This window comes from uncultured Sphingomonas sp., from assembly GCF_964243315.1.
GTDB lineage: Bacteria > Pseudomonadota > Alphaproteobacteria > Sphingomonadales > Sphingomonadaceae > Sphingomonas.
The window spans coordinates 17,686-43,325 of the sequence record NZ_CAXTEM010000017.1; the positions used below are offsets into that span (position 1 = coordinate 17,686).

The 25,640-nt window shown below is 69.1% G+C and carries 22 protein-coding genes; 15 read left to right on the forward strand and 7 right to left on the reverse strand.

The window, feature by feature from the left end; translation table 11 throughout:
- Nucleotides 1-4: 4 nt before the first annotated feature.
- Entirely contained in the window at nucleotides 5-2,104 is a 2,100-nt protein-coding gene (locus tag ACFE77_RS07475) for a flagellar basal body rod C-terminal domain-containing protein (protein WP_375421007.1), read from the reverse strand.
- A 31-nt stretch (nucleotides 2,105-2,135) separates the two neighbouring features.
- Entirely contained in the window at nucleotides 2,136-3,449 is a 1,314-nt protein-coding gene (locus ACFE77_RS07480; protein ID WP_375421008.1) for a flagellar hook protein FlgE, read from the reverse strand.
- Nucleotides 3,450-3,765: 316 nt separating this feature from the next.
- On the opposite strand from ACFE77_RS07480, the gene ACFE77_RS07485 reads away from it, so the two are divergent.
- From ACFE77_RS07485 to ACFE77_RS07515, 7 genes are all read left to right on the forward strand, one after another.
- Nucleotides 3,766-4,173: a flagellar biosynthesis repressor FlbT gene (locus ACFE77_RS07485; protein WP_375421009.1), complete on the forward strand. Its 408-nt coding sequence runs from the start codon at nucleotides 3,766-3,768 to the stop codon at nucleotides 4,171-4,173.
- Nucleotides 4,174-4,178: 5 nt separating this feature from the next.
- The gene (fliI, locus tag ACFE77_RS07490; protein WP_375421031.1) at nucleotides 4,179-5,519 is read left to right on the forward strand and encodes a flagellar protein export ATPase FliI; all 1,341 of its coding nucleotides are present in this window, start codon (nucleotides 4,179-4,181) and stop codon (nucleotides 5,517-5,519) included.
- Nucleotides 5,516-5,983 carry a hypothetical protein gene (locus ACFE77_RS07495; protein ID WP_375421010.1) on the forward strand — a complete coding sequence of 156 codons (468 nt, stop codon included), beginning with the start codon at nucleotides 5,516-5,518 and terminating at the stop codon, nucleotides 5,981-5,983. Before fliI ends, ACFE77_RS07495 begins: the two co-directional genes overlap by 4 nt.
- Nucleotides 5,980-6,948, forward strand: a complete 969-nt coding sequence (locus ACFE77_RS07500; RefSeq protein ID WP_375421011.1) for a peptidoglycan-binding protein — start codon at nucleotides 5,980-5,982, stop codon at nucleotides 6,946-6,948. The genes ACFE77_RS07495 and ACFE77_RS07500 overlap by 4 nt, the downstream gene beginning before the upstream one ends.
- Before the next feature lie 107 nt (nucleotides 6,949-7,055).
- Nucleotides 7,056-7,934 carry a sigma-70 family RNA polymerase sigma factor gene (locus tag ACFE77_RS07505; protein WP_375421012.1) on the forward strand — a complete coding sequence of 293 codons (879 nt, stop codon included), beginning with the start codon at nucleotides 7,056-7,058 and terminating at the stop codon, nucleotides 7,932-7,934.
- Nucleotides 7,935-8,044: 110 nt separating this feature from the next.
- Entirely contained in the window at nucleotides 8,045-8,569 is a 525-nt protein-coding gene (locus ACFE77_RS07510; protein ID WP_375421013.1) for a hypothetical protein, read from the forward strand.
- 166 nt (nucleotides 8,570-8,735) lie between these two features.
- Entirely contained in the window at nucleotides 8,736-9,836 is a 1,101-nt protein-coding gene (locus ACFE77_RS07515; protein ID WP_375421014.1) for a helix-turn-helix domain-containing protein, read from the forward strand.
- Here the strand turns inward: ACFE77_RS07515 and ACFE77_RS07520 are convergent.
- Nucleotides 9,833-10,252, reverse strand: coding sequence for a flagellar basal body protein (locus ACFE77_RS07520; protein WP_375421015.1), 420 nt, complete (start codon nucleotides 10,250-10,252; stop codon nucleotides 9,833-9,835). The two genes, ACFE77_RS07515 and ACFE77_RS07520, sit on opposite strands and share 4 nt — an antisense overlap.
- 5 nt (nucleotides 10,253-10,257) lie before the next feature.
- Nucleotides 10,258-13,002 carry a hypothetical protein gene (locus tag ACFE77_RS07525; protein ID WP_375421016.1) on the reverse strand — a complete coding sequence of 915 codons (2,745 nt, stop codon included), beginning with the start codon at nucleotides 13,000-13,002 and terminating at the stop codon, nucleotides 10,258-10,260.
- 115 nt (nucleotides 13,003-13,117) lie between these two features.
- Between ACFE77_RS07525 and ACFE77_RS07530 the strand changes: the two genes are divergently transcribed.
- The 4 genes from ACFE77_RS07530 (at nucleotide 13,118) to fliN (ending at nucleotide 17,044) form a co-directional block, all read left to right on the forward strand.
- Nucleotides 13,118-14,146, forward strand: a complete 1,029-nt coding sequence (locus ACFE77_RS07530) for a flagellar motor switch protein FliG (RefSeq protein WP_375421032.1) — start codon at nucleotides 13,118-13,120, stop codon at nucleotides 14,144-14,146.
- 10 nt (nucleotides 14,147-14,156) lie between these two features.
- Complete coding sequence (locus ACFE77_RS07535; protein WP_375421017.1) at nucleotides 14,157-14,810, forward strand: flagellar assembly protein H; 654 nt, start codon at nucleotides 14,157-14,159, stop codon at nucleotides 14,808-14,810.
- Nucleotides 14,811-15,134: 324 nt separating this feature from the next.
- Nucleotides 15,135-16,676, forward strand: coding sequence for a flagellar basal-body MS-ring/collar protein FliF (gene fliF / locus ACFE77_RS07540; RefSeq protein WP_375421033.1), 1,542 nt, complete (start codon nucleotides 15,135-15,137; stop codon nucleotides 16,674-16,676).
- Nucleotides 16,676-17,044, forward strand: a complete 369-nt coding sequence (fliN, locus tag ACFE77_RS07545) for a flagellar motor switch protein FliN (RefSeq protein WP_375421034.1) — start codon at nucleotides 16,676-16,678, stop codon at nucleotides 17,042-17,044. The genes fliF and fliN overlap by 1 nt, the downstream gene beginning before the upstream one ends.
- On the opposite strand, the gene ACFE77_RS07550 is transcribed toward fliN, so the two are convergent.
- Both ACFE77_RS07550 and ACFE77_RS07555 read right to left on the reverse strand, forming a co-directional pair.
- Complete coding sequence (locus ACFE77_RS07550; RefSeq protein ID WP_375421018.1) at nucleotides 17,016-17,297, reverse strand: hypothetical protein; 282 nt, start codon at nucleotides 17,295-17,297, stop codon at nucleotides 17,016-17,018. The two genes, fliN and ACFE77_RS07550, sit on opposite strands and share 29 nt — an antisense overlap.
- A gap of 51 nt (nucleotides 17,298-17,348) precedes the next feature.
- Nucleotides 17,349-17,492 carry a hypothetical protein gene (locus tag ACFE77_RS07555; protein WP_375421019.1) on the reverse strand — a complete coding sequence of 48 codons (144 nt, stop codon included), beginning with the start codon at nucleotides 17,490-17,492 and terminating at the stop codon, nucleotides 17,349-17,351.
- A gap of 182 nt (nucleotides 17,493-17,674) precedes the next feature.
- Between ACFE77_RS07555 and flhA the strand changes: the two genes are divergently transcribed.
- The 4 genes from flhA to ACFE77_RS07575 all read left to right on the forward strand — a co-directional run bounded on the left by flhA (nucleotide 17,675) and on the right by ACFE77_RS07575 (nucleotide 24,005).
- Nucleotides 17,675-19,711, forward strand: a complete 2,037-nt coding sequence (gene flhA, locus ACFE77_RS07560) for a flagellar biosynthesis protein FlhA (protein ID WP_375421035.1) — start codon at nucleotides 17,675-17,677, stop codon at nucleotides 19,709-19,711.
- Between the two features lie 63 nt (nucleotides 19,712-19,774).
- A complete protein-coding gene (locus ACFE77_RS07565; protein ID WP_375421020.1) occupies nucleotides 19,775-21,730 on the forward strand; it encodes a flagellar hook-length control protein FliK in 1,956 nt (651 codons plus the stop codon).
- Between the two features lie 10 nt (nucleotides 21,731-21,740).
- Nucleotides 21,741-22,409 carry a flagellar hook assembly protein FlgD gene (locus tag ACFE77_RS07570; protein ID WP_375421021.1) on the forward strand — a complete coding sequence of 223 codons (669 nt, stop codon included), beginning with the start codon at nucleotides 21,741-21,743 and terminating at the stop codon, nucleotides 22,407-22,409.
- Nucleotides 22,410-22,439: 30 nt separating this feature from the next.
- Complete coding sequence (locus tag ACFE77_RS07575) at nucleotides 22,440-24,005, forward strand: alginate export family protein (protein WP_375421022.1); 1,566 nt, start codon at nucleotides 22,440-22,442, stop codon at nucleotides 24,003-24,005.
- Between the two features lie 3 nt (nucleotides 24,006-24,008).
- Here the strand turns inward: ACFE77_RS07575 and ACFE77_RS07580 are convergent, their stop codons facing one another.
- A complete protein-coding gene (locus tag ACFE77_RS07580; RefSeq protein WP_375421023.1) occupies nucleotides 24,009-25,604 on the reverse strand; it encodes a carboxyl transferase domain-containing protein in 1,596 nt (531 codons plus the stop codon).
- Between the last annotated feature and the right edge of the window lie 36 nt (nucleotides 25,605-25,640).

Here is a 25,640-nt window from a genome sequence, read left to right on the forward strand (position 1 = left end):
TTCCTTATCTGATCATCGCGAGCAGGGTGTCGTACATGTCGGTCGCGGTGGTCACGACGCGCGCGGCGGCGGCATAGCTGTTCTGGAGCACGACCATCTGCGCCAGCTCTTCTTCGATGTTCACGCCCGACACGCTGTCGCGGCGCGCGATCGCGTCATCGCGGCGGGTGGTGAATTCGATCATCTTGTCGTTGGCGCGCGCCGCCGCCGCGCCGCTCTCACCCAGCACGGTCGCGGTGAAGCGCGCGATCGTGCTCGCCCCTTCGCTGCCGAAGTCGGCGGTGCCGGCGAGCGCGTCGACGAAGCCCGCCGATCCGCGCCGGTCGCCCGAGCCGAGCGCCTTCTGCCCGACCGCGACGGTCTGTAGCCGGGCGAGCGGCAGCTTGCTCGGATCAGCCGCGAGATCCGGTCGCACGCCTGCGGTCGCCAGGTCGCTCGCGCTGCCGGTCAGCCCGACGATCGAGGCGAAGCGGCGTCCGGTGCCGGCGCGGTTGGTGGTGTCGGACAGCACCGACAGGCTGGCGCCGGTGTTGCCGCCGCTGGGCGTGAAATCGAGCCGGCCTTCTGCGTCCAGCGCGAAGCTGCCGCCGCGCGACAAGGGGCTGGCATTCAGCTCGGCGACCAGGTCGCCATAGGTCGACCCCGCGGACCCGGTCAGGGTGTAGCGGGTGACGAGGTTGCCGAGCGGATCGCGCAGCGCGATCTCGACGCCCTGCCCGGCCGCGAAGCCGTGCGCGTCCGCCGCGACGAAGCCCGACGGCACCAGCGTGCTCTGATCGCTGCGCACGAGATCGTTGAGCCCGAAGAACTGCGAGAAGCCGACCCCGGCGCGGGCGCTGGGGCTGGCATCGTCGTGCGCGACGACGACGCCGCTGCCGATTCCGGCGGCAGCGATCGTCAGCTTGCCCGCGACGAAGCTTGCGCTGCCCGCGCTGCCCAGTCCGGCGTTGATCGCGGCGACCGCGTCGGCGACCGTCGCCGACGCGCCGAGCGCGGCGAAGTCGATGCGGGTGGAGGCGACCAGTGTGCCGTCCTTGCGGGTCACCGCGAAGGTCGCCGCGCCCGAGAAGCCGAGCCGGTCGGTCGCCGCGAGCGCGGTGGCGCGGCCGTCGAGCGTGGCAGGCGCGGGAACCGCGGTGTTGGCGTTCGACGCCGCGTTCAGCGTCTGCGCGAGGCCGCCGTACAGCGTGCCGAGCCGCTGGGTGAAGGCGGGCAACTGGCGGTCGCGCAGGTCGAGCAGCCCGCCGAGTTTGCCGCCGACCGCGGGGCTGTCGAGCGCCTGGCCGGTCACCGCGCCCATCTTTCCCTGCCGGTCGGCGAAGCGCACCTCGATCGCGGCATAGATCGGCTGCGACACGCCGACCATGCTGCCCGGATAATCGAGCTGGCGCAGCCGTTGGTCGAGCAGCGGAATGCCATTGCTGGTGCCGATCTCGATCCGGCCGTCGGGCTGTGATCGGGTGGTGATGCCGATCAGCCCGCTGAGTTCCTGGAGCACCGCGCCGCGCTGGTCTTCGGTCGCGGCGGCGCTGCGGCTGAGCCCGCTCAGGCTGGCGACGGTGTCGTTGAGATCGCTCATGCTCGTCAGCAGAGAATTGATTCGCGCGATGCTGGCGCCGACCTCGCTCTCGACATCCGCGCGCAGGCCGTCGGCATCGCCGGCGAGCTGCTGGAGCGATCCGATCGCGTCGGCTACGGTGCCGATGAAGGCGATATTGGTCTGGGTGCCGCCCGATACCGCAGTCAGCGCCTGTGCCGATGTGGCGATCGCGTCGATCCGCGCCGACATTCCCGACTCCGCGCCGTTCGCGCCGAAATAGGATTGCAGCCGATCGAGATAGCTCGCGGTCACCTCGGCGCGGCCGGCGTCACCCGCCCGGCCGATCACCGCGCCTTCCAGGAAGCGATCGACCACCCGTTCGGTCTCGCCGACAGACACCCCCGAGACCTGCCCGCGGCCGCCGACGCCGGGCTGCAACGATACGCGCTGGCGCGAATAGCCCGGCGTGTTGACGTTCGCGATGTTGTTCGCGACCGTCCGCTGGCCCGCCTGGGCGGCGGTCAGCCCGGTCAGCGCGGTCGTGAGAATGTCGCTGACGGACAAGTCGGGATCCTTCGTTCAGAGGTTCAGGCGGTCAGCGCTTCAGGTTGCTGACTTCCTGCAACATGTCGTCGACCGTGGTGATGATCTTCGACGATGCGCTGTAGGCACGCTGGAAGCGGATCATGTTGGTGAACTCCTCCGCGAGATCGGCGGTCGACGTCTCCAGCTTCTTCGACTGGATCGTGCCCGAACCGAGCGACCCCGGCGCGTTGATCGAGAAGGTGCCTGATTCGACGGTCGGCAGGAACGCGTTGCCCGAAATCCGCTGGACGCCGTCCGGGTTGGCCACGGTCGCGATCGGCAGCTGGAACGCAGCGCGCTTGGTGCCGTCCGCGAACACCGCGCTGACGACGCCGGTCGGCGACACGTCGATCGAGGCGACGCTGCCGAGCACACCACCGTCGGCGAACTTGGAATAGGGCGTCGACGGGCTGCCGAACTGGGTCAATCCGGTGGTGCCCTTGTCGGTGCCGAGTTCGATCGTGATCGGAAGTGAACCGGCATCGTTGGTCCAGGTCGGTGTGAACGCGCCGAAGTAGCTGGGGTCGCTGCCCGTCAGATCGAGGCTACCGTCGGCGTTGAACTTGATCTCGCCCGATGCGAGCACGCCGTCGGCGGCGGTTACGTCGCTCGCCGGCACCGCGTGGATCTCGCCAATCCAGCTATTGTCGCCCGCCTTTGCGAAGCTGAGCTGGAGCTGATGCGCCCCGCCCTGCTGGTCGTACACGTCGATCGGGAAGCCGAACTGCGACGGCAGCGTTCCGTTGGCGATGTCGCCCGGCTGGTAAGCCGCGACCTTCGCCGGATCGCTGGCGGGGGTCGTGTTCATCAGGTTGATCCGCGCCTGGATCTTGGTCGACGGGGTCGCGGTGCCGCCCAGGTCCCTGACCCGGATCGCGGTCAGCGCGTCGGTGTTGCCGGTGTTGACATACTCGCCCTTGGCGTCGAGCGGCCAGCCTTGCAGGTACAGGCCGGCGGTGTTGCGCAGATAGCCTTCATTGTCCGGGGTGAACGAACCCGCGCGGGTGAGCTGCATCGTCTCGCCGCCTCGCGGGCTGCCCGTGGTGACGAAGAAGCCCTGGCCCGCGATACCCAGATCGGTCGAGCTGCCCGACGCCGCCAGCAGGCCCTGCTTGGAAATCAACGCCTTCGCGCTCGCGACCACTGCACCCGCGCTATACTTGCTGCCGGAGGTGGTATCGCCGACCAGCGTGCTGAACTGGGTCTCGACGTTCTTGTAGCCGACCGTGTTGATGTTGGTGATGTTGTCGGCGACCGTAGCCATCGCGTTCGATTGCGCGGACAGGCCGGCGACGCCGGCGGACAAGGCGGAATAAAGGCTCATTGGGCTCTCCCCGGCGTAAGGCACTCACGCGCCGTCTGGGTCCTTATAGAAGGGGCGCCCTCCCCGTGGTCGCGAGGGGTCGAAAATCGATGCCGCGCATTCCTCCCCGATACGGGGAGGGGGACCGTTCGCGCAGCGAATGGTGGAGGGGGCGAGCCACGAGCGTAGCGCTTGTGGAGAGCCCCCTCCGTCACGGCTTCGCCGCGCCACCTCCCCGTGCCGGGGAGGAATTAGCCAAACCCGGCAAAAATTGCCGGCCCTCGCCCGCGCTTGGCGTTCACATCCTATAAGCCTGTTTATCGGATGGGAGATGCCCGTGACATTGCGCATATCGCTAAGGGACGGCGAACAGATGATCGTCAACGGGGCGGTCCTCCGCGCCAGCGGGCGGGTCGAGATGGAGGTCGAGAACTGCGTCGCGATCCTGCGCGGGCGCGAGATCATGCACGGCGGCGACGCGACCACGCCCGCGCGCCGGCTCTATCTCGCCTGCATGCTCAGCTACATCGACGAGCCCGGCCGCACGATCCACCACGATACCGTCGTGGCGCTGCTCGGCGACCTGCTCGGCGCACTCGAATCGCCGCGGGCACGCACCGTCTGCCTCGACTTCGCGCAGCACATCGCGGTCGGCGACTATTACCGCGCGCTCGGCAATTGCCGCGCCCTCATCGATTACGAAGCCGCCGCGCTGGCCTGCGGCGAGAAGGAGACCGCCCAATGAACAAGATGCACGCCTTCGCCGCCGCTGCCGCCACCCTGCGCGCGATGCCGGTCGAGGAACGCTACGGCACCGTGATCTCGGTACGCGGCTCGCTGATCGAGGTCGCCGGGCTTTCCGGCGCGGCTCAGATCGGGTCGCGGATCCGGATCGCCGCCGCCCGCACCACGATCGATGCGGAGGTGACCGGCCTCGACAACGGTGTCGCGCACTGCCTGCCGTTCACCGAGCCGCAGGGCCTGTCCTGCGGCGCGCGCGCGGTGCTTGCAGCCGGTCAGCTGACGATCCGGCCGAGCGATGCCTGGCTGGGCCGGATGGTCGACGGGCTCGGCCGTCCGATCGACGGCGGGGGTGCGCTGCCGTTCGGGATGGTCGCGCGCCCGATCCGCGCCACCCCGCCCCCGGCAGCGAGCCGCGCGCGGGTCGGCGCCAAGATCGATACCGGCGTGGCCGCGCTCGACGTGTTCGCGCCGCTTTGCGACGGCCAGCGCCTCGGCCTGTTCGCGGGATCGGGCGTCGGCAAGTCGGTGCTGCTGTCGATGCTCGCGCGCTGGGCGGATTGCGACGTCGCGGTGATCGGGATGATCGGCGAGCGCGGGCGCGAGGTTCAAGAATTCGTCGAGGACGATCTCGGCAAGGCGGGCCTGGCGCGGTCCGTGGTGGTCGTCGCGACCTCCGACGAACCCGCGCTAATGCGGCGCCAGGCGGCGTGGACCACGCTCGCGATCGCCGAGCATTTCCGCGACCAGGGACTGAAAGTCCTTTGCCTGATGGACTCGGTCACCCGCTTCGCGATGGCGCAGCGCGAGATCGGTCTCGCCTCGGGCGAGCCGCCCGCGACCAAGGGCTATCCGCCGACCGTCTTCGCCGAACTGCCCCGGCTGCTCGAGCGCGCCGGCCCCGGCCTGCCCGGCCAGGGATCGATCACCGGATTGTTCACGGTGCTCGTCGACGGCGACGATCACAACGAGCCGGTCGCGGACGCGGTGCGCGGGATCCTCGACGGCCATGTCGTCATCACCCGGCGGATCGCGGAGCGCGGCCGCTATCCAGCGATCGACGTGCTCAAATCGATTTCGCGGACCTTGCCCGGGTGCCACGGCGACGCCGAGAACGAGGTGCGCCTCGCCGCCCGGCGGATCCTGTCGACCTATGGCGACATGGAGGAGATGGTCCGCCTCGGCGCGTACAAGGCCGGATCGAACGACGAGGTGGACGAGGCGATCCGGCTCGCCCCGCAGATCGAGGCGCTGCTGAAGCAGGGCAAGACCCAGCGGACCTATCCCGCCGAAACCTTCGCCGCGCTCGCCGGCCTGCTCACGAGGCAGACCGAAGAAGCCGCCGCATGACCACGCCATACTACACCGCGCTGCGCCTGGCGGAGCGCAAGGTCGAACGGGTCCGCCGCGCGATCGGCGAGGCGGTGCTCGAACTCCAGCGGATCGACGCGCAACATATCGCGGCGGAACAGACGCTCGAACAGGAAAGCCTGCTCGCGATCAGCGAACCGACGCTGACGACGCAGCATTATTTCCTGCGCGCCCGCGATCACCGCGAGCGGCTGATGATCGAGCGCGAGGAGACCCATGCGCGGCTGGAGGTGCTGCGGCGACGCGCGGTCGAATGCTACGGCTCGCTCAGCGCGGTGGAGGGCGCGTTCGGGCGCTACCGTGCGGCGGCCGATCAGGCCGCTGCCGCAGTCGAACAGCGCGCGATCGACGAGGTGACCGCCGCCCGCTTCGCCCGCGACGGTCAGGACCGTCGCCGCGCCTGGCGCGCCGCCGCCGCCGCGGCGATGGGTTCGCCGCCATGATCGATCGCGCCGCGCTGCACGCCCTGACCCCCGCCCGCCGCGCCGCGCTGATCTACAGCGAGGCGCAATCGGCCGTGTCGCGCGACCTGTGGCAGGCGGCGCTCGGCAGCGGCGCCGATCGCGAGACGCGCGCCGACCGGATCGAGCGCCGCAACCCGCTCGACGCGTTGCTGGAACAATTGCAGCGCCAGCCCGATGCGCCGTCGCAGGCGCCGGTCGCGCGCCCCGCGGTGCTGCGGCTGATGCCGCGACCTGAGCCGTTCCAGAGCGCCGTCGACCCCGACGGCGCCGGCCGCGGCGGGCTGACTGGACTCGGCGTCAACGAACGCCATCAACGGACGCTGGAAGACGCCGCCGCGCGTACCGGCATCCCCGCCCCCGCACTGGCCGCGATCGTCGATGCCGAAGCCGGCAAGGCGCGCGACGGCAGCTGGCAGGTCTATTCACGCAATCCCCGATCGAGCGCCGCGGGCCTTGGCCAGTTTCTCAGCCGCACCTGGGAAGGGCTCGCCGAGACCGGCGGCACCTGGCTCAACGCGCATGCCCGCGGCCAAGGGTGGATCGGCGACAACGGCCAGTTGCTGGCGAGCGCGCGGCCCGCGCTGCTGGCGCTGCGCTACGATGCGGTCGCGTCGATCAACGGCATCGCCGATTACGCCCGCCGCAACCTCGACGGGCTGCGCCGCGCCGGGGTCGACAGCGCGGGCGAGATCGGCGCCACCGCGCGACTCGCCTATCTCGGGCATCATCTCGGCCTCGGCGACGCGATCCGCTTCCTACGGCAGGGCGGGCTCAGCCAGGCGCGGGCGCGGGTCCTGCTCGACGCGCAGGTCGGTCAGCCCGTCAGCCAGCAGCGTATCGCCGCGGTCGGCGATGCCACCGCCTCGCATCGCAGCTGGCTGCTCGGCTATCTCGACCGCAAGGTCCGCGCCGACCGCTACGCAGCGCCAATGCAGGTGGCATAGGATAGTTTGGATGCATCACGGATATTATACCGGATGTTAACCATTGGCGACGAAAAGGGTCCTCGTTCGGACGCGATCTTCTCGCGATCGAGTTTGGGGAAACTGCCATGTCCAAGATCACTGCGGCACTGGAAGCCGCCGTCGCCACCGTCATCCTGAACACCCCGGTGGGCGATGTGCGCCAGACCAATCGCCAGCGCGTCGAAGGCGACCGTGCATTTGCCGCAATCCTCAAGCTGGTCGCGCCGCGGATCCGCCACTTCATCCGCCAATACGGGCTGATCGCGCATTGGGACGATGCGGAGCAGTGCTGCGCGATCGGTGTCCATCGCGCGATCCAGGCCTATGACCCGTCGAAGGCGCAGTTCACCACCTTCGTGAACTGGCAGCTGCGCGGCGAGCTGCAGGGCCTGCGCTTCCGCCTGATGACCGATCAGCGCCCGTCCGCGAAGAAGGTCGCCGCGACCACCGTGTCGCTGAGCGCCGGGATCGGCGAGGACGACTCGCTGGAATCGATGATCGTCGATCACGATGCGCTGGAGCGGACCGAAGCCGGCGCCGCCGCCTATCTCGCGGGCCGCACTCGCACGATGCTGATCGAGCAATATGTCGACCACCTTCGCGCCGTCGGCATGGACCAGCTAAAGCGCCGCGCCCGCGACAAGGCCGATCGCCCGACCGACCTCACCCAGCCGCGGCTGCGCGCCACGATGTACCCGGTGGACCCGACCGAACTCGCCGCGCTCGAGGAAAAGATCGCGTTGCACCGCGAGGCGATCGAACGCCGCCTGTCCGACGAGGTCGAGGCGCCTGCCGTCGCCGCCTCCACCCCCGCCGACGATGCGGTCCGCGAGCGGTCGCGTCAGATCGCCAAGCGCGCCGCCGGTGCGATCGCCGAGATCGCCCAGCGCACGCCCCACCTCGCCACCCCGCGCTGGCAGCGCCCCGTTGCCGCTACCGCCACGAGGAACACCGTCTCTGCCTGACGACCGGGCGGGAGCGACACTCCCGCCGAAACGACGCAAGAATGGCGGCATCGCCACCGCCGCTCCCGATCCCGTCCTACAATGAGGTAAGGATCTGGAAAGGTATCGGCGTGGCACCGCAACATATCGGCGAACGATCCTTGGGGCGGGGAACCCGTCTCGATCCGCGGTTCCGCCGCGTGGTACAGGATATCGCGACGCTGTCGTGGGGACTGCTGGCGGTCAGCGACGCACCGATGCTGGCGCTGGCGGTGCCGAGCGACGGCTGGCGCCAGGATCTTCCGATCCTGCTGTGGGACCGATGGCTCGCCCCGCACGAACAGGGCAGCCGCGATCTCTGCGCCTCGGTCAGCGTCGGCCCCGCGCTCGACGCGCTCTGCGTCGCCGCCGACGAGCTGTTCATGCTGTTGCAGGCAGCGCGGATCTGCCCCGCGGAGGCGACCGGGATCAGCATCGTCACCGACGGCACCGGAGTCGCACTGATCGCGGATATGCCTGTCGCGGAGACGGCGGACGCGGGCTGGCTACTCGCCCTGGCTGGCCATCACGGACGCGCCGCCACCATGTTGCCGATGGCCGACGACGGCATTTGGGCGCTGCTGCGCTGCGAAGCGGAAGGCGCTTCGATCCATTAATCGTAATTATGCGTACTGTCGGGCTCTTTCCTTCCCTGTAATATCCAGTATCGGTCCACTAGGTATTTACACGTGTGCGACGTAGCGTCAGGACAGGTCCGTGCAACCATCCTCATCCGATCCGACCGACATCCCACCCCGGCGGCGTAACCGTGGCCGTCGCGGCATGACCCTAGTCACCGCGTCGAACGACACGGCGGCCGATAACGGCATCATCGTGGATCCGTATCGATCGGTCGTTTTCCCGAACCGCGTCCGCGAGCAACGGATCAGGCGCGGCCACCCGCGGCTGTTCGCCTTCGCCGCGTCGATCCCGCAGATTCCCTATATCCGCCTGTCGAAGATCGAGCGGGGCGAGGTCTTCGCGCGCGCCGACGAGCTGGTCCGCATCGCCCGCGCGCTGGAGATCGCACCGACCGAGCTGTTGCTCGACGTCGACTCCCCCTCGTTCGACATCGCCACCTGGTTCATCCCGTTCGCGGACGGCACAGCATCGGATAGCCCTGAGGAAGCCGAGTTCGCGATGCTGCTCGCCGCTGCGGTGCGGGCGCGGCGCGACGCCGATTCCCGGCTGACCGCGGCGACGATGGACCGTGATTTCGGCATCCCCCCGGTGATCCTGTCGCGGGTCGAGAATGCGCAGAAGGGACTGTCGCGATGGAACGACCAGACCGTCGCCAACCTCTGCCGCCTGTTCGACGTGGCCGACGAGGTCGCACTGCGCGAGCACATCCTCGGGCTCTATCGCGACGGAACGCTCAACCGCTTCCTCGCCTCGATCACCGGCGCCGACCAACGCCGCGCGCGCACCCGCCAGCGCGTCGCCGCGCTCGCGATTGAGCTGCGCCAGGCGGGCGACGACCAGCAGACCCTTCCTGAGGTCGAAGCCTCCCGCCACGGCGCGCGGCGGACCGTGCCGGTATTCGGCGCGCCGATGACCGACGGTTTGATCGCGATGACCCCGACCGGCCTCCGCATCGACGCGCCCGCGATCGCCGGCGCGCGCGCCTTCGGCATGCGGGTCGGCCGTCCGACGCTGGGCGGCGGCCTGCCCGGCCAAGCGACGGTGATCGTCGACCCCGATCGCTTCCCTCAGGCAGGCGGCCTCGCGCTGGTCCGCGAAGGCGACGCCTACCGCATCCTGGCGGTGGCGGTCGGCCGCGACGGCCGCATGCTTGGCTACTCCACCACTCCCGAGCACGAATTGCCGCTCGACACGCTCGACACCGCCGACGTTGCGGCGATTGTCGCGGCACAGATGGTCTAGCCCCCACCCCTCCCGATCGCGGTCTTCAGCAGCGCTTGCTGCTTGCGATAGAGGTTGGTCATCGCCGCGAAATCAGCCTGGATCTGGCCCATCTTGAGCAGTTGATCCTCCAGCGTGACGTTGTTGCCGTCGGGCTTGGTCTCTAAGACGTCGTGGTCGAGCATCGTGCCGGCGCCGCGCGGACGGCGGGCGCCGAGTGCGGCCATCGCGCCGGTGATCGCGACCTGCGGCCGGGCGACTGCGGCGCGACCGCCGCCGCCGCCCTGTCGCGCGAGCAGCGCGGAGAAATCGGGCGCGACCACCTCGCGTGCCTTGAAGCCCGGCGTCTCGCTGTTCGCGATGTTCTGCGCCACGACGCGCTGGCGGGCGGCGAGATGCTTCATCTCGCGGGCGATGTCGGCGATGATCGTGGGCATGGCGATCAGAACCCGTACGAACTGCCGGTGCTGCCGGTCAGCCGGGCCAGCGCGGATCGGTAGTTGGCGAGCTGCGCGGTCTCGACCGCGGTGGACCCCGCCTTGCGCTTCGACCCCGCGGGCGTGTCGACCAGCAGCGCCTTCACGTCGTCCCAGTAGAGCGATCGATAGGCCGACTGGCTGGTCGAGATCGCCTGCGTGATCCGCCCGAGCGATGCGGCGGCGTCCGCCTTGGTGCCGATCTGCATCGCATCGCTGAGATCGAGCCCGAAGCTGCCGCCCGGCCGCACCTTCGGCGCGCCTGCCTCGACGATCGGCATCCCCGCGATCCGCCGTGCATCGAGCCCCAGCTTTCGCAGCGCATCCTTTCCGGTTCCCCCCGCGATCAATTCGATCTCCTGGCCGGCCTTCATGTCGATCCGCAGCGCGCGCCCGTCGCCGGTTGCGGGGGTCGTCACCGTCGCCGCACGCGTGCCGATCAACGTGCGGACGCGATTGGCGAGCGTCGTCAGCGTCTCGCCGGCCACGATCGTGATCTTGCGAACCGCACCATTGTTGACGCGAATCGCGAATTCGTCGCCCGCGCGCAGGCTGGTCTGTGCGGGCAGCGTGACCGAATCGGTCGGGGTCAGCGTGCCGCGGTGCAATCCGATCGCGCCGAGCACGCTGTTGCCGCCCTTCATCGCCACGACCTGCACGGGTTCGGTGAGGGCTCCGGTGCTGCCGAACTGGCTGACGCGGCCGACCGCGCCGGTCGCCGCGTCGATCCGCGCGACGAAGGCGTCGACGGTGCCGTTCTTGGCGCCGGCCAGCGCACCCGCGGTGCGCCCGCCGACATAGATGTCGCCGCCGAGGATCGAGACGCTGTCGGCCTGGTCGTCCTCGCCGCTGCCGAGATAGGTTACCTCCGCGCCCGCCAGCGCGGCGTCGACGCGCGCGACGAAGGCGTCGCGACCGCCGCTGCGCGCGTTCACCTGAGCGCCCTCCAGCGTCGCGTCGGTCGCGCCGGCGACGACGATACCGCCGTCCGCCGCGACCGCGATCGCACGCGCATCGGCGGCGCCGAGATCGAGCGTGGCCAGATCGGCGGTGAGATCGGCGCCGTCGATCTTGCGCAGGACCGCCTTGCCGGCATCGCTGGTGACCGCGAGCAGCGCGCCATCCTTGCCGACCGCCAGCGCCTTCACGCTGCCGCTGCCGGCGGCGACCAGCACCCGGCGCTCGGCCAGCTTGCCGTCCGCGCCGAACCGGGTGAGCACCGCGTCGCCGCCGTTCCTGTCGGTCTGGCCGCCGACATAGATCGTGCCGTCCGCGCCGACCGCGACCGCGCCGGCGGTGTCGACGCCGATCGCGCGGACCAGCGTGGAGAAGCTCTCTTCTCCCTGGCTGTCGTAGCGCGCGACCAGCATGTCGCCGTCGGCGATGTCGCCCGCGAAGCCGCCGGTGACGCTGCCCGCGACAACGATGCCGCCATCGGGCGCGATCGTGACCGCGGCGCCGGTCGCGGTGCCGCCGACGCCGAGGGTACGGCGCCACACCGTCTGGCCCTCGCTGTCGAGCTTGGTGAGGTAGAGGTCGTCACCGCCGTCCGACAGGTTGCCGCCGAGATCGCCCGACGTAGTGCCGACCACATAGCTGAAGCCGAGCGCATCGGTCGCGACCGCGCTGACCGAGGTGGCGGCGCCGACATCGACCGCCTTGATCTTCTTGGTGGTATCGGCGTCCGCGACCATCTTCAGCCGTTCGGTCGCTCCCTCGTCGGTGGCGGCGAAGGTCGACAGCGTCCGCCGGGTCATCGCGCCGGTGGGATCGTCGAAGCGCGATACCAGCGCGGTGGTCGGCAGGCTGGTCCCCGTCGCATCGCTCGCGGTCGTTCCGCTCGCGATCATGATCGCGTCGCCAGCGTCGATCTGGTCGATCGCGATCGTCTCGTAGCCGCCCCGTTCGATATTGAGGCCCCATTTGTCGCCGTTTTTGGCCGGGGCCGCGGTGACGGCATAGCGCGGCACCTGCCTGCCCTCACCGTCGACCACCGGCACGCCGTCCTGGTCGAGCCGCACCAGCGTCTTGATCGCGTCGTTGATCTGCGTCGACAGGCTGTCGAGCGTCGGCGGCTGTGGCCCCGCGGCGAGATCGATGACCACGCTGTCCTTGGCCGCGCCGTCGGCCAGGTCGATCCGGAACCGCTCGGTGCCGGTGACGCCGGGCAGCGGCTCGAAGCGCGTGGCGAGGATGCCGTCGCCGGTGATCGTGGTGGTGTTGAGGCTGGACGGCGATGCGACCGCCACCGTCTGCGCGCGGCTGGCGGCACGCGCGAACGACAGGTCGATCAGCGACGACGGCGCCTCGGCGAGGAAGGCCTGGAGATCTGCCATGCCCCTGCCGAACGCCTTTTGCAGCGATACGCGCTCGTCGCTGCCGGTAGTGCTCTTCGCCGCGCTCTCCGCCAGCACGCGGAGCCGGTCGAGCGCCTTGTAGGTGGTGAAGGTGGTCTGGATGTCGGGATCGATGCCGCCGGTCGAGCGATCGATGATCGATCTCATCGCCTTCACGGTCGCCAGTTCGGTCGAGGACGGTGCGGTGCTAAGTTTTGCGCGCCACGGCGGCGTCACGGGTTCGGTCTTGAACGCAGCGCGCGCCTTGCGCACCGCCTGCGATTCGAGGGTCAGGGAGGAGCCGGCCTGCTGCGATAGGAAATTGTTGCGGCTCAGGATGCTGAGCCCGATCGATGCGTTGGAAAGATTGGCCATCGTTGCTCCTCGGCACGCCCGCATGCCTTCTTCACTCCTATAATAGCATCGAGACGGTCGGGATGGGCGCGACACCCGTTTCCGGAACCTGCGGGAGCGATGGATTTCGATGAACATGGTGTCCGCAATGGGCGAACCGCCCGAGCTGAAGCGCTATTCGGGCGCACAACGCGCCGCCGCGCTGATGCTGGTGCTGGGCCGCGAACATGGCGCTGCGGTGTGGGACCATCTTTCCACCGAGGAGGTGAAGGACCTTTCCTCCGCGATGTCGCACCTCGGCCGGGTGCCGTCCGCGGTCGCCGAACATCTACTGGTGAGCTTTTCGGGCGAGATGGCGAGCATGAACGCGCTCCACGGCTCGTTCGAATCGACCGAACGGCTGCTCGACGGCATCCTGCCGGGCGACCGCGTCCGCGAGATCATGGAGGATATCCGTGGTCCTGCGGGCCGGACGATGTGGGACAAGCTGTCTAACGTCAACGAGACGTTGCTCGCGGGTTATCTCAAGAACGAATATCCGCAGACCGTCGCGGTGGTGCTGTCGAAGCTCAAGCCCGATCACGCCGCGCGGGTGCTCGGCCAACTTCCCCAGGAAGTTTCGGTCGACGTCGTCCAGCGCATGCTGCGGATGGAGACGGTGCAGAAGGAAGTGCTCACCCAGGTCGAACAGACGCTGCGCAGCGAATTCATGAGCAACCTTTCGCGATCGCAGCGCCGCGATCCGCACGAGGCGATGGCCGAGGTATTCAACGCGATGGATCGCCAGACCGAGGAGGCGATGCTCGGCGCGCTCGACGAGAGCATTCCGGAATCCGCCGAACGCATCCGCGCGCTGATGTTCACCTTCGAGGACCTCGGCAGCCTGGTGCCGAGCGCGGTCGCGACCATCGTCCGCCAGGCCGACAAGCGGCAGATGGCGCTGGCACTGAAGGGCGCCCCGGAATCGATGCGCCAGCTGTTCATGAGCACCATGACCGAACGCTCGGCCAAGCTGATGCGCGAGGACATGTCGGCGATGGGCCCGGTCCGCGCCCGCGACTGCGAAGAAGCGCAGAACGCGCTCGTCCGCCTCGCCAAGACGCTTGCCGACAATGGCGAGATCCTGCTCGTCGATCCCAAGAGCGACGACACGATGATCGTGTGAGGACCAGATAATGAACGCACCTTTCCGCATTTGCCCATTCGATTTCGACCAGGTGTTTGACGCCGGCAGCATGCCGTTCGCCGACGCCGATCTGGCGACGCTGCGCCGGCGCGTGGCCGAACTCGAAACCGAACTCACGGGCGACGACCGCGACGGCGCGATCGTCGCCGCACGCGCCGCAGGGTTCGAGGCGGGGCTGGCGCAGGCGAATGCCGAGCGGCAGTCCGCACTGCTCGCCGCCACCGACGCGCTCCACGCCGCGGTGGAGGAAGTCTACACGCAGCTCGATCGGATCGAGGATGACGCGGCGCTCAACGCCGCCGAGGTCGCTCGCCTCGCGGCGGGGATGATCGCGGCGCGGCTGATCGACCAGGCACCGGCGACCGCGATCGACGAGGCGATCGGCCGCGCTCTGCGCCAGGTCGCGCGCGGGCAGGAGATCCAAGTCGTTGTCAATCCGACGCTGGCGGGGGAGCTCGAACGACTGGTCGCGGTGCGCCAGTCGGGCGATCGCCGCCGGCTGGGGATCACCGTCCGCGGCGATGCCGCCTGCGCGTTCGGCGACGCCCATATCCACTGGGACCAGGGCGGCATGGTGCTCGACGCCGCCGCCCGCGCCACCGCGGTCGAAGCCGCGCTCGCGCCGGTATTCGCGCTACTGTGAAGGTGGCGTAGGGCGTCCTAGACTCCTCCCCTGGAAGGGGAGGTGGCAGTACGCAGGACTGACGGAGGGGTGACACCTTATCCGGAGAGCGCATCACCCCTCCGTCTGGCTTACGCCAGCCACCTCCCCTTGCAGGGGAGGATCGTTGTGGCACTAATTCGTGCGATCTGGATGCACTCATCCCGGCAAGTTTTACCGCCCGGCAGAACCTGCCGCCTTGCCGCCCGCCTATAATGAACCCGTCGAAGAACGTGACGAACGGGGTGTCGCTTGGAGCAGGTGAGAACAGTGGTGGCACAGATCGGCCGCCAACGGTTGATCCTGATGGGCGGGGTCGCGGCGGCTTTGCTCGCGGTACTTGCCATGGTCGCGCTGCGCGGCGACGACGGCAAGCTGGGCTTCCTCTACACCGATCTCGATCCCGCCGCCGCCGAGGCGATGTCGGACAAGCTCTCCGCGCAGAACATCCCGTTCCAGCTGTCGCCCGACGGCACCGCGATCATGGCGCCCGAGGCGAAGCTCGCCGAGCTGCGGATGACGATGGCCGGCGAGAAGCTGGGCGGCAAGATCGGCTACGACGTGCTCGACCAGGAAGAGCCGTTCGGGGTCAGCGCCACGCGCGCCAAGATGAACGAGACCCGCGCGATCGAGGGCGAACTCGCCCGATCGATCGAGACGCTGCAAAGCGTGTCGCGCGCGCGCGTCCACATCGTCATGCCCGAACGCGCGATGTTCGCGACCGACACCGCCAAGGCGAGCGCCGCGGTAACGGTGAAGACCAAGGGCCGGCTGTCCGCCGAGGCGGTCCAGTCGGTCCGCTATCTCGTCTCCTCCTCCGTACCCGAATTGGCACCTGAATCGGTGTCGGTGGTCGACCAGACCGGGGCGCTGCTCGCCCGTGCCGGTGAAGCGGGCACCGCGGGCTCCGGCGCGGCCGACGAGCGCCAGGCCGCGGTCGAAGCCAAGATGCGCGAAGAGATCGAGGCGCTGGTCCAGCCGATCGTCGGCGAGGGCAAGGTGCGCGCCGAAGTCTCCGCGGACATCGATCGCGACCAGACCCGCGAGGAATCGGACATGTTCGATCCCGACAAGCAGGTGATCGCGCATCAGGTGACGGTCGGCACCAAGGATCTCAACACCGACACCCAGGCGGGCGCTCAGGCCGCGAGCGTCGGGCAGCAGCTGCCCGAGGCGCAGGCCGTGCCGACGACCCCCGGCGCCGCCCGCAACGAGACGCACGACGAGACGTCCGAAGACACCACCTACGACAACAGCAAGACCCACAGCGTGGTGCTGCGCGCACCCGGCAAGATCAAGCGGCTGACCGTCGCGGTGATGATCGACGGCGGCACCAAGGGGCTGCCCGGCGCGCAGATCCAGCGGCTGCAACGCCTCGTCGAGAACGCGGTCGGCATCGACACCGCGCGCGGCGACAGCGTCGTGATCGAAAGCATGCGCTTCGCGACCGATCCCTCGCTCGACGAGGACAAGCCCGGCATCCTGTCGCGGCTGCCGCTCGACCGCATCGTCGATTTCGCCAAGCTGCTGCTGATCGCCGCGGTCGGGCTGGTCGCGCTACGCATGCTCAGATCGCGCCCCGGCGAGCCCGACGGCTTCGGACCCGCCGCGCTGCTGAAGGCGCAGCGCGATGCGCCGGGCGCCCTGCCCGGCCCCGTCGCCGCGGTCGGCGCCACGCCGCCCGCCGCGATGCTGCCCGGCCGGTCGGGCACCGAACTCGACGACGAGATCGCGCTCGCGCAGGTCGACGGCAACGTCAAGCTGAGCGCGATCCAGCGGGTCGGCGACGCGATCGTCGCGTCCCCGCCCGAGGCCGCCTCCGTGATCCGCCAATGGATGAACGCATGATGGAAACCGACATGATGGAACCGATGACGGACGGCGACCCCTTCGCGATCGCGGCGCAGGAGCCGGTGGCGTATTTCGAGGAGTTCGCCGAGGATGCCGCCGCACCGCCCAAGCCGGTGAGCGACCTGGTCGATCTCCACGCGGTGCTCGACGTGCCGGTGAAGGTGCAGGCGGTGCTCGGCCGCGCGCGGATGCCGATCGGCGAGCTGTTGCGGCTGAGCGCGGGGATGGTCATCGAGCTCGACCGCCGGGTCGGCGAACCCGTCGACATCTTCGTCAACGACCGGCTGATCGCGCGTGGCGAGGTCGTGCTGATCGACGACGCGCTCGGCATCACCCTCACCGAGATCGTGCAGTCGGAACGCTGATGAGCATGATGGAGAGAGTGGCGGTGCGCCTGTTGGTGATCGGCGCGCCCGCGACCGAACTGGCGCGCGCGGCCGAGATGGCGCGCGATGCGGGCGCGGAGGTGGCGATGGTCGACACCCCCGACGACGCGATCGAGCGGCTGCGCACGGTCGATGCCGGGCTGATCATGATCGACGTCCTGGCCGATGTCGCGAGCTTCATGCGGCACATGCACCACGAACGAATCACGACCCCGGTGCTGGCGTGCGGCATCGACGCGCCCGCCGAACGCGCGGTCGCCGCGATCCGGGCGGGCGCGCGCGACTATCTGCCGCTGCCCCCCGACCGCGAGCTGATCGCGGCCGCGCTCGCGACCACCGCGGCGCTGCCGGTCGATGCCGACGGCCAGATCGCCGCGCTGGTCGGGCGCACGGTCGACGATGTCGAGCGCGCGCTGATCCTGCGCACGCTGGAGCGCTGCCACGGCAACCGCACCTCGGCGTCCGGGATCCTCGGTATTTCGGTCCGACGATGCGCAACAAGCTCAAGACCTTCGTCGAGGCGGGTATCCCCGTCGCGCCCGCGCTGTGACCGCCGCCGGGATGTCGCCAGTGGCGGGTTTCCTCCAGCGGATCGGCGCCAACCGCGACATGGCGCTCGCGGTCGGCGTGATCGCGATCATCGGCATGCTGATCCTGCCGTTGCCGGGCTGGATGCTCGATCTCGGCCTGGCGTTGTCGATCACCATTTCGGTGATGATCCTGATGACCGCGCTGTTCATCGAAAAGCCGCTCCAGCTGTCCGCCTTCCCCACCATCCTGCTGATCTCGACGATGCTGCGGCTGGGGCTGAACCTCGCCTCGACCCGGTTGATCCTGGCGCATGGCCACGAGGGCGCGCATGCGGCGGGCGGCGTGATTGCGGCGTTCGGCGAGTTCCTGATCGGCGGCCAGACCGTGATCGGTCTGACGATCTTCATGATCCTGGTCGTCATCAACTTCGTCGTCATTACCAAGGGCGCGGGGAGGATCGCCGAGGTCGCGGCGCGTTTCAGCCTCGATTCGATGCCCGGCAAGCAGATGGCGATCGACGCGGACCTGAACGCGGGCACGATCGACGAGGCGCAGGCACGCGACCGCCGCGCGGAGGTCGAGGCCGAGAGCGGCTTCTACGGCGCGATGGACGGTGCGTCGAAGTTCGTGAAGGGCGACGCGGTCGCCGCGCTGCTGATCACCGCCATCAACGTCATCGTCGGGCTGATCATGGGCGTCGCGGTGCACGGCGTGCCGTTCGGCGAGGCGTTCCACACCTATACGCTGCTGACGGTCGGCGACGGGCTGGTCAGCCAGATCCCCGCGCTGATCGTGTCGATCGCGGCGGGCCTGCTGGTGTCGAAGGGCGGAGTCGTCGGCAAGACCGGCGCCGCGCTCGGCGACCAGCTCGGCCGTTTCCCGAAGGCGTTCGGGATGGTCGCGGTGATGATGGGGCTGCTCGCGATCCTGCCGGGCCTGCCGTTCCTGCCGTTCGCGATCTTTGCGGGGCTGAGCGGATGGGCAGCCTGGCATCTCGGCCGCACCGCCAATCGGCGCGAGGCGCAGGCGCGCGCCGACCGCAACATCGCGGCGACCGCCGCCACCGCGTCCGAAGAACCGATCTCGCGCACCCTCGCGATCGACGCGGTGCGGATCGAGATCGGTTATGCGCTGCTGCCGATCATCAACGAGGCGCAGCGCGAACCGCGGCTCGACGATCAGGTCCGCGCGCTGCGGCGGCAGATGGCGGTCGATTACGGCTTCGTGCTGCCCGCGGTGCGGATCATCGACAACATGGCGCTGAAGCCCAACGAATATGTCGTCCACATCAAGGAGACGGAGGCCGCGCGCGGCGAGATCCGGCTCGATCGGCTGCTGGTGATCAACCCCGGCGGCGGGGCGCTGTCGCTGCCCGGCGAACCGACCCGCGAGCCGGTGTTCGATCTGCCCGCAGTGTGGATCGACCGCGAGCTGCGCGACGAGGCGGGCCTGCGCGGGCTGACCGTGGTCGATTGCGGCACGATCATCACCACCCACCTGACCGAATTGGTGAAGGACAATATCGCCGACCTGCTGAGCTATACCGAGACCCAGAAGCTGCTGAACGAGGTCCACAAGGAAGCGGATAAGCTGGTCGCGGACATCGTCCCCGCCAAGATTTCGATCTCCGGCGTTCAGCGCATCCTCCAGAACCTGCTCGCCGAAGGGATCTCGATCCGCGACGTGCCGACCATCCTGGAAGGCATCGCCGAGGCGGCACCGATCACGTCGAACCTGACGCAGATGACCGAACATGTCCGCGGCCGGCTGGCGCGGCAGATCTCGGCGCAGCAATCGCGCGACGGCGCGATCCCGATCGTCACGCTCTCGGCCGAATGGGACGAGGCCTTTGCCGAAAGCATCGTCGGCCACGGCGACGACCGCCAGCTGGCGATGGCGCCGTCGCGGCTCCACGCGTTCCTGGCGGCGGTGCGCGAGACGCTCGATCGGCTCGCGGGCGAGGGCGAGATCCCGTGCCTGCTCACCAACCCCGCGATCCGCCCCTTCGTGCGCTCGATCATCGAACGGGTGCGCCCGGCGACCGTGGTGCTGTCGCAGAACGAGGTCCACGCCCGCGCGCGAATCCGCTCGCTGGGGACGATCGGCCACGCCTGACCGGGGCGATGCGCAATCGTCCTATAATGCAGCATTGGTCGCACCCGGCCGGAAAGGACATCGATGCCCTCGGTCGCGACCAGCTTCTTCCTGCCACCGACCGGCGCTGCCCTGCCGGGCGTCGCGCCGCGCACGACGCCGACTGCCGCCGCGGCTTTCGGAGTGGCGTTGGCCAATGCGGTGCCAACGGTCGCGGTCGACGCTGCGCCGCCGGCCGCGACAGTGCCACTGGCCGGCTTCGCGACCCCGGCGACCCTGACGGTGTTGAACGACATCGCAATGCCAAGTGTTGCGGCGCCCACGCCGCCGACCCATCCCGCACCGGTAGCTCCGGCCCTGCCGCAGGTCGAAGCCTCACCGCCCCCGATGATCGCACCTGCTCCGTCCAAGCCGACGATCGCGACCGAGCTGTCGCCTGATCCGCAGTCGGCGATCCTCGTGGTCGGCACGCCCAACATCCCCACGCAGAACATCGCGACCGCGACCGAGGTTCTCCCAACCCCGGCGAGCCCAAAATTCGTGAAGACGCTACCGGCTATCCTCATAGCGGCCCCGCTCGCGGCGGCTCCACCGGCCAATGCGGCAGAAGGTGAGGCAGCCCCGGCGCGGCAAAGGCCGACCGCGCCTATCGCAGCCGCGACAGGAGCGCCGACCGTCGCTGTTCCCGCCACGACCGCTGCTGCGATCGACACGATGCAAGCGCCCACACCACAGGCACCCACGGCAAGGATCGCGGACGAGGTGGAGACGCCTCGAAAGCTCCCGCGCGCCGAGCCGCCCGAGCCGGAAGCCCCGGTGCCGGATGCCGCGCCGCCGATCATGCCAGCACCTGCCGCCGCCGCTATCGTCGTCTCCGCAGCGACATTCACCGTTACCGCGCCCGCCAAGCTCCCCGCGGACGAAGCGCCCGCGGATGGTCCGATTGCCCCGGACCCGGTGACCGCGACAACCGACGTACAGGTGCAGGTGCAGGTGCAGCCGGAAAAGACTTCGACCCGCCAACCCCATCCCGTGTTCCTGCGAACGCAGGAACCCAGAGCCACGAACGGCAAGGCTGATGACCCTGGGCTCCTGCCTGCGCAGGAGCACGGCGGTGCGTTAGCGCAAGTCGCTCCAGTGCTGCCGATCACTACGCCGGCGCCCACGACGCAGATGGACGAGACCGCCGAAAGCAGGCGGAAGATCGACGAGCCGGAGGCTATGGCCGTTGCCATCGAACCGACGCCGAACCTCCCGATCGCCCCCACGGTGTCACAACCGACACCGCTGCCGCTCGAGCCAGTGACGCAATCGCCCGCTGCCGAGCATGAGACCGCCGCGAAAGCCCGCGCTCAGGCCATCACTGCCGCTGCCGGTCCGCCGCTCGCTCCCGAACCCGCCCCCGTCACCGACAAGTCGGCACCCGGCGAAGTCGCTACACGCCTCCCGGCCACCGCAGAGCCGCGTACCGCCGCGGCTGAGGTGGCACCAGCTCCGGCCCCCGGCGTGCCAGCGCCTCCCCCGGTTCCAGGACCGGCCCTTCTCACCCCCGCCCCACAGTTCGCAGCAGCGGTGGCGCCCGCTCCTCGCGAGGCAGGCACAGTCGCTGCCGAACCCGGCAGGATCGGGCGCGAAATGGGCGTGATCATCGCGCGTCATGCCGCGACCGGCGGGGGCGAGACGATCACCGTCCGCCTCGATCCCCAGGACATGGGCCGAATCGACGTCACACTGTCATTCGACGACGACGGCCGGTTGCGGGCGGTCGTGGCGGCGGACAATCCTGCGGCACTCGACCTGCTGCGCCGCGACAGCGCCGATCTCAACCGTGCGCTGGTCGATGCCGGGGTCCGAGCCGATCCGCAGAGCCTCCGCTTCGATACGCGGTCGGGCGGTGACGAACAGGCCACTTCCGGCCAATCCGGGCAGCGCCGCGGAGAGGCGCGCGCTGGCTTTCCCGATGCCAGCCCGGCCGACCTACCCGACGAACCCGATCACCGCCCCCGCGCCGCCAGCGGCCGCATCGACATGATGGCTTGAGGAATTTTCGATGGACACCAACACCGTCACCGCACCGACGCCAACCCCCACCGCCAGCAGCACCGCGATGGCCAAGAGCAGCCAGGATTATAACATGTTCCTGAAGCTGCTGACGACGCAGATGCAGAACCAGGATCCGCTGAAGCCGATCGAATCGACCGAATATGCGTCGCAACTGGCGCAGTTCTCGCAGGTCGAACAGACGATCCAGCAGACCACGACGCTCAACAACATCCTCGCCCAGCTTTCCACCCAGGGCCTGTCGCAGGCGACCGGGCTGATCGGCAACACCGCGCATTTCGCGAGCGACGTCGCCGGCCTGTCGGACAAGGTGCCCGCCAATTGGGGCTACACCGCGGACCGCGCGGTGACCTCGCTGGTCGGAACGATCACCGACGGGAAGGGCAAGGTCGTCGCGACACTGCCGATCGACAAGCTCGACCGCACCGGCAGCGTAACCTGGAACGGCAAACTGGCGTCGGGCGAGCAGGCGCCCAGCGGTGCCTACCAGCTTGCGCTGGCCGCGACCGATCTCAGCGGCGCGAAGGTGCCGGTGTCGATCACCAGCAGCGGATTGGTGACGGAGGTGGTCAGCGCCGCGAGCGGGGTCACGCTCGGCGTCAACGGCGTGCAGATGCCGTTCGCGGGTTTGGTCAAGCTGAGCACGCCGGCTAGCTGAAACGCGACGCCCAAGTTACGGACAGCACCTATGCAGATCTACCTCGTAGCGGCAGCACTGGTGGCCGCGTCGATTTCGTGCGGCCAATCCGCAACCGCCCAGACCGCGCCTGCGCCCGCTGCGCCCGTATCGGCGCCATTGCCTAGCGATGGCGATGCTCAGGCGATGCTGACGCAGAACCGCGTCGTCGCGCCGACGGCCGCGCCCGCGGTGCCACCAGTCCCCGCGATCGCGACGCGCTATCCCGCGCCGGCGGCAGGGCTCGGCCCGCGCGTCGGCCGCTATTTCCAGTCGCGTTGGGCCGAGGACTGGTCGGGGCTGCGCGATCGCCCCGACGCAGCGCCGCGCGACCTGTTTGATCCGGTGAAGTACATCCCGATCGCGGACGATGGCGCGATCTACGCGACGCTCAGCGGCGAGAACCGGGTGCGACTGAACTATGTCACCGGCCCCGGCCTGCGCCGTGGCCGCGATCAGGACCAGTTCCTGGTCCGCACCGTAATCGGCGCCGACGTGCATCTCGGCCGCCACCTGCGCGTGTTCGGCGAGGTCAACAGCGCCCAGGTGTTCGGCGCCAACCCGCTCGCGATCACCCCCAACCAGCGCAACGACGTGTTCGTGCAACAGCTGTTCGCGGAAGCGAACGGGACAGTGGGCGAAACGCTGCTCGGCGCGCGGGTCGGCCGGCAGGAGTTCATGGATGGGCCGCCGATCCTGATCAACCTCCGCCCCGCCCCCAACATCTACAGCGTGCTCGACGGCGTCCGCCTGTCGATCAACGGCGCCACCGCGCGTGCGACATTGTTCAGCTTCGACACCGTGACGCTCGGCCTGCGCGCGCTCGACGATCCTACCAACCGCGACGAAGGGATCGACGGCGCCACCACCAGCTTCGTCATCCCGCCGATCGGCGCGGCCAGGCTGTTCTTCGATCCGTTCGTGTTCCGCTATCACAAGACCGCCCAGCGCTGGGGCCCGACCGTGGGACGCGAGCGGCGTGCCTTCTACGGCGCGCGGGTCTGGGGCACGATCGGCGACGGCTCGATCGACATCACCGCGCTGGGCCAGGGCGGCAGCTTCGCCGGGCGCGATATCGACGCGAAGGCGGTGTTCGCCAATCTCGGCTATCTGCTCGACAAGGGCGCGCTGCACCCGCGCGTCGGGCTGCATGTCGACGTCACCTCCGGGGGCGGTGCGTACGGCACCGGACCGCTGCGCAACTTCAACTATTTCTACGCGCCGGCGCCCTATTTCAGCTGGGGCGTGTTCTTCGGCCCGACCAATCTGAAGACCTTCGCGCCGAACTTCCGGATCACGCCCGCCAAGGGGTTGTCGTTGACCACCGAAGTCGAATGGCTTCGGCGCAGCAACGAATTCGACGCGGTCTATAACAATGCTGGCAGCCCCTATGCCGGCACCCAGCGGGTCCGCGGCAAGGACGTCGGCACCTTGCTGCGAGCCGACCTGCGATGGGAGATCGGCAAGCACCTGACCGGTGCGATCTGGGCGGAGCATCTGCGCGCGGGACCGGTCCTGACAAGGGCGGGCTTCGGCAACACCAACTATATCGGCGTGGAGTCGGCCTTCCGATTCTGACGCTTACATCCGGAACACGCCGAAGCTCGGTCGCTCCGGAATAGGCGCATTCAGCGCAGCAGCAAGGGCGAGGCCGAGCACGTCGCGGGTTTGCGCGGGGTCGATGATGCCGTCGTCCCACAGCCGCGCGGTGGCATGCCAGGGATTGCCCTCGTCCTCGTACTTGGCGCGGATCGGCGCCTTGAAGGCTTCGGCTTCCTCGGCGCTCCACGATTCCGCATCGCGGTGTACGGTCGCGAGCACGCTGGCGGCCTGTTCGCCGCCCATCACGCTGATCCGGCTGTTGGGCCAGCTGAACAGGAAGCGCGGCGAATAGGCGCGGCCGCACATCCCGTAATTGCCCGCGCCGAAGCTGCCGCCGATCAGTACCGTCAGCTTCGGCACGCTCGCGGTCGCGACCGCGGTGACGAGCTTGGCGCCGTGCTTGGCGATCCCCTCCGCCTCGTAACGACCACCGACCATGAAGCCCGAGATGTTCTGAAGGAACAGCAACGGAATCCGCCGCTGGCAGGCGAGTTCGATGAAATGCGCGCCCTTCTGCGCGCTTTCGCTGAATAGCACGCCGTTGTTGGCGAGGATCGCGACCGGCATGCCGTGGATGTGCGCGAAGCCGCACACCAGCGAGGTGCCGTAGAGCGCCTTGAACTCGTGGAGATCGGATCCGTCGACAATTCGCGCGATCACCTCGTGCACGTCGTACGGTGCGCGCACGTCGTCGGGGACGATGCCGTACAGCTCCGCCGCCGCGTATTTCGGCGCCCGTACCGGCTGGAGATTGACGTCGGGCGCGTGCTGCGGCTGCAGCGTCGCGACGATGTCGCGGACGATCGTCAGGGCGTGATCGTCATTCTCGGCGACATGATCGACCACTCCCGAACGCCGGCCATGCGTGTCCGCCCCGCCCAATTCCTCGGCCGATATCACCTCCCCCGTCGCCGCCTTCACCAGCGGCGGGCCGGCGAGGAAGATCGTGCCCTGACCGCGGACGATGATCGTCTCGTCGGACATCGCGGGAACATAGGCGCCGCCCGCGGTGCAGCTGCCCATCACGCACGCGATCTGGGGGATGCCGAGGCTGCTCATCTGCGCCTGGTTGAAGAAGATCCGGCCGAAATGATCGCGGTCGGGGAACACCTCCGCCTGGTGCGGCAGGTTGGCGCCGCCGCTGTCCACCAGGTAGATGCACGGGAGCCGGTTCTCCATCGCGATCTCCTGCGCGCGCAGGTGCTTCTTGACGGTGAGCGGGTAATAGGTGCCGCCCTTCACCGTCGCATCGTTGCAGACGATCATCACCTGGCGCCCGGATACCCGGCCGACCCCGGCGATCATGCCCGCGCCTGGCACCTCGTCGTCGTACAGCCCGTTGGCTGCGAGTTGCCCGATCTCAAGGAATCCGCTCCCCGGATCGAGCAGCCGCTCCACCCGGTCGCGGGGCAGCAGCTTGCCACGGTCGGTGTGCCGCGTGCGCGACTTCTCGTTACCGCCGAGCGCGAAGCGCGCGACGTCGGCGCGGAGCCGCTCGGCGAGCGCGCGATTGTGCGCGGCGTTGGCACGGAACGTGTCGCCGTCGATCGCGAGCGCGGTGGTGAGGACGGTCATCCATTCCTCCCCGACACGGGGAGGTGGCACGGCAAA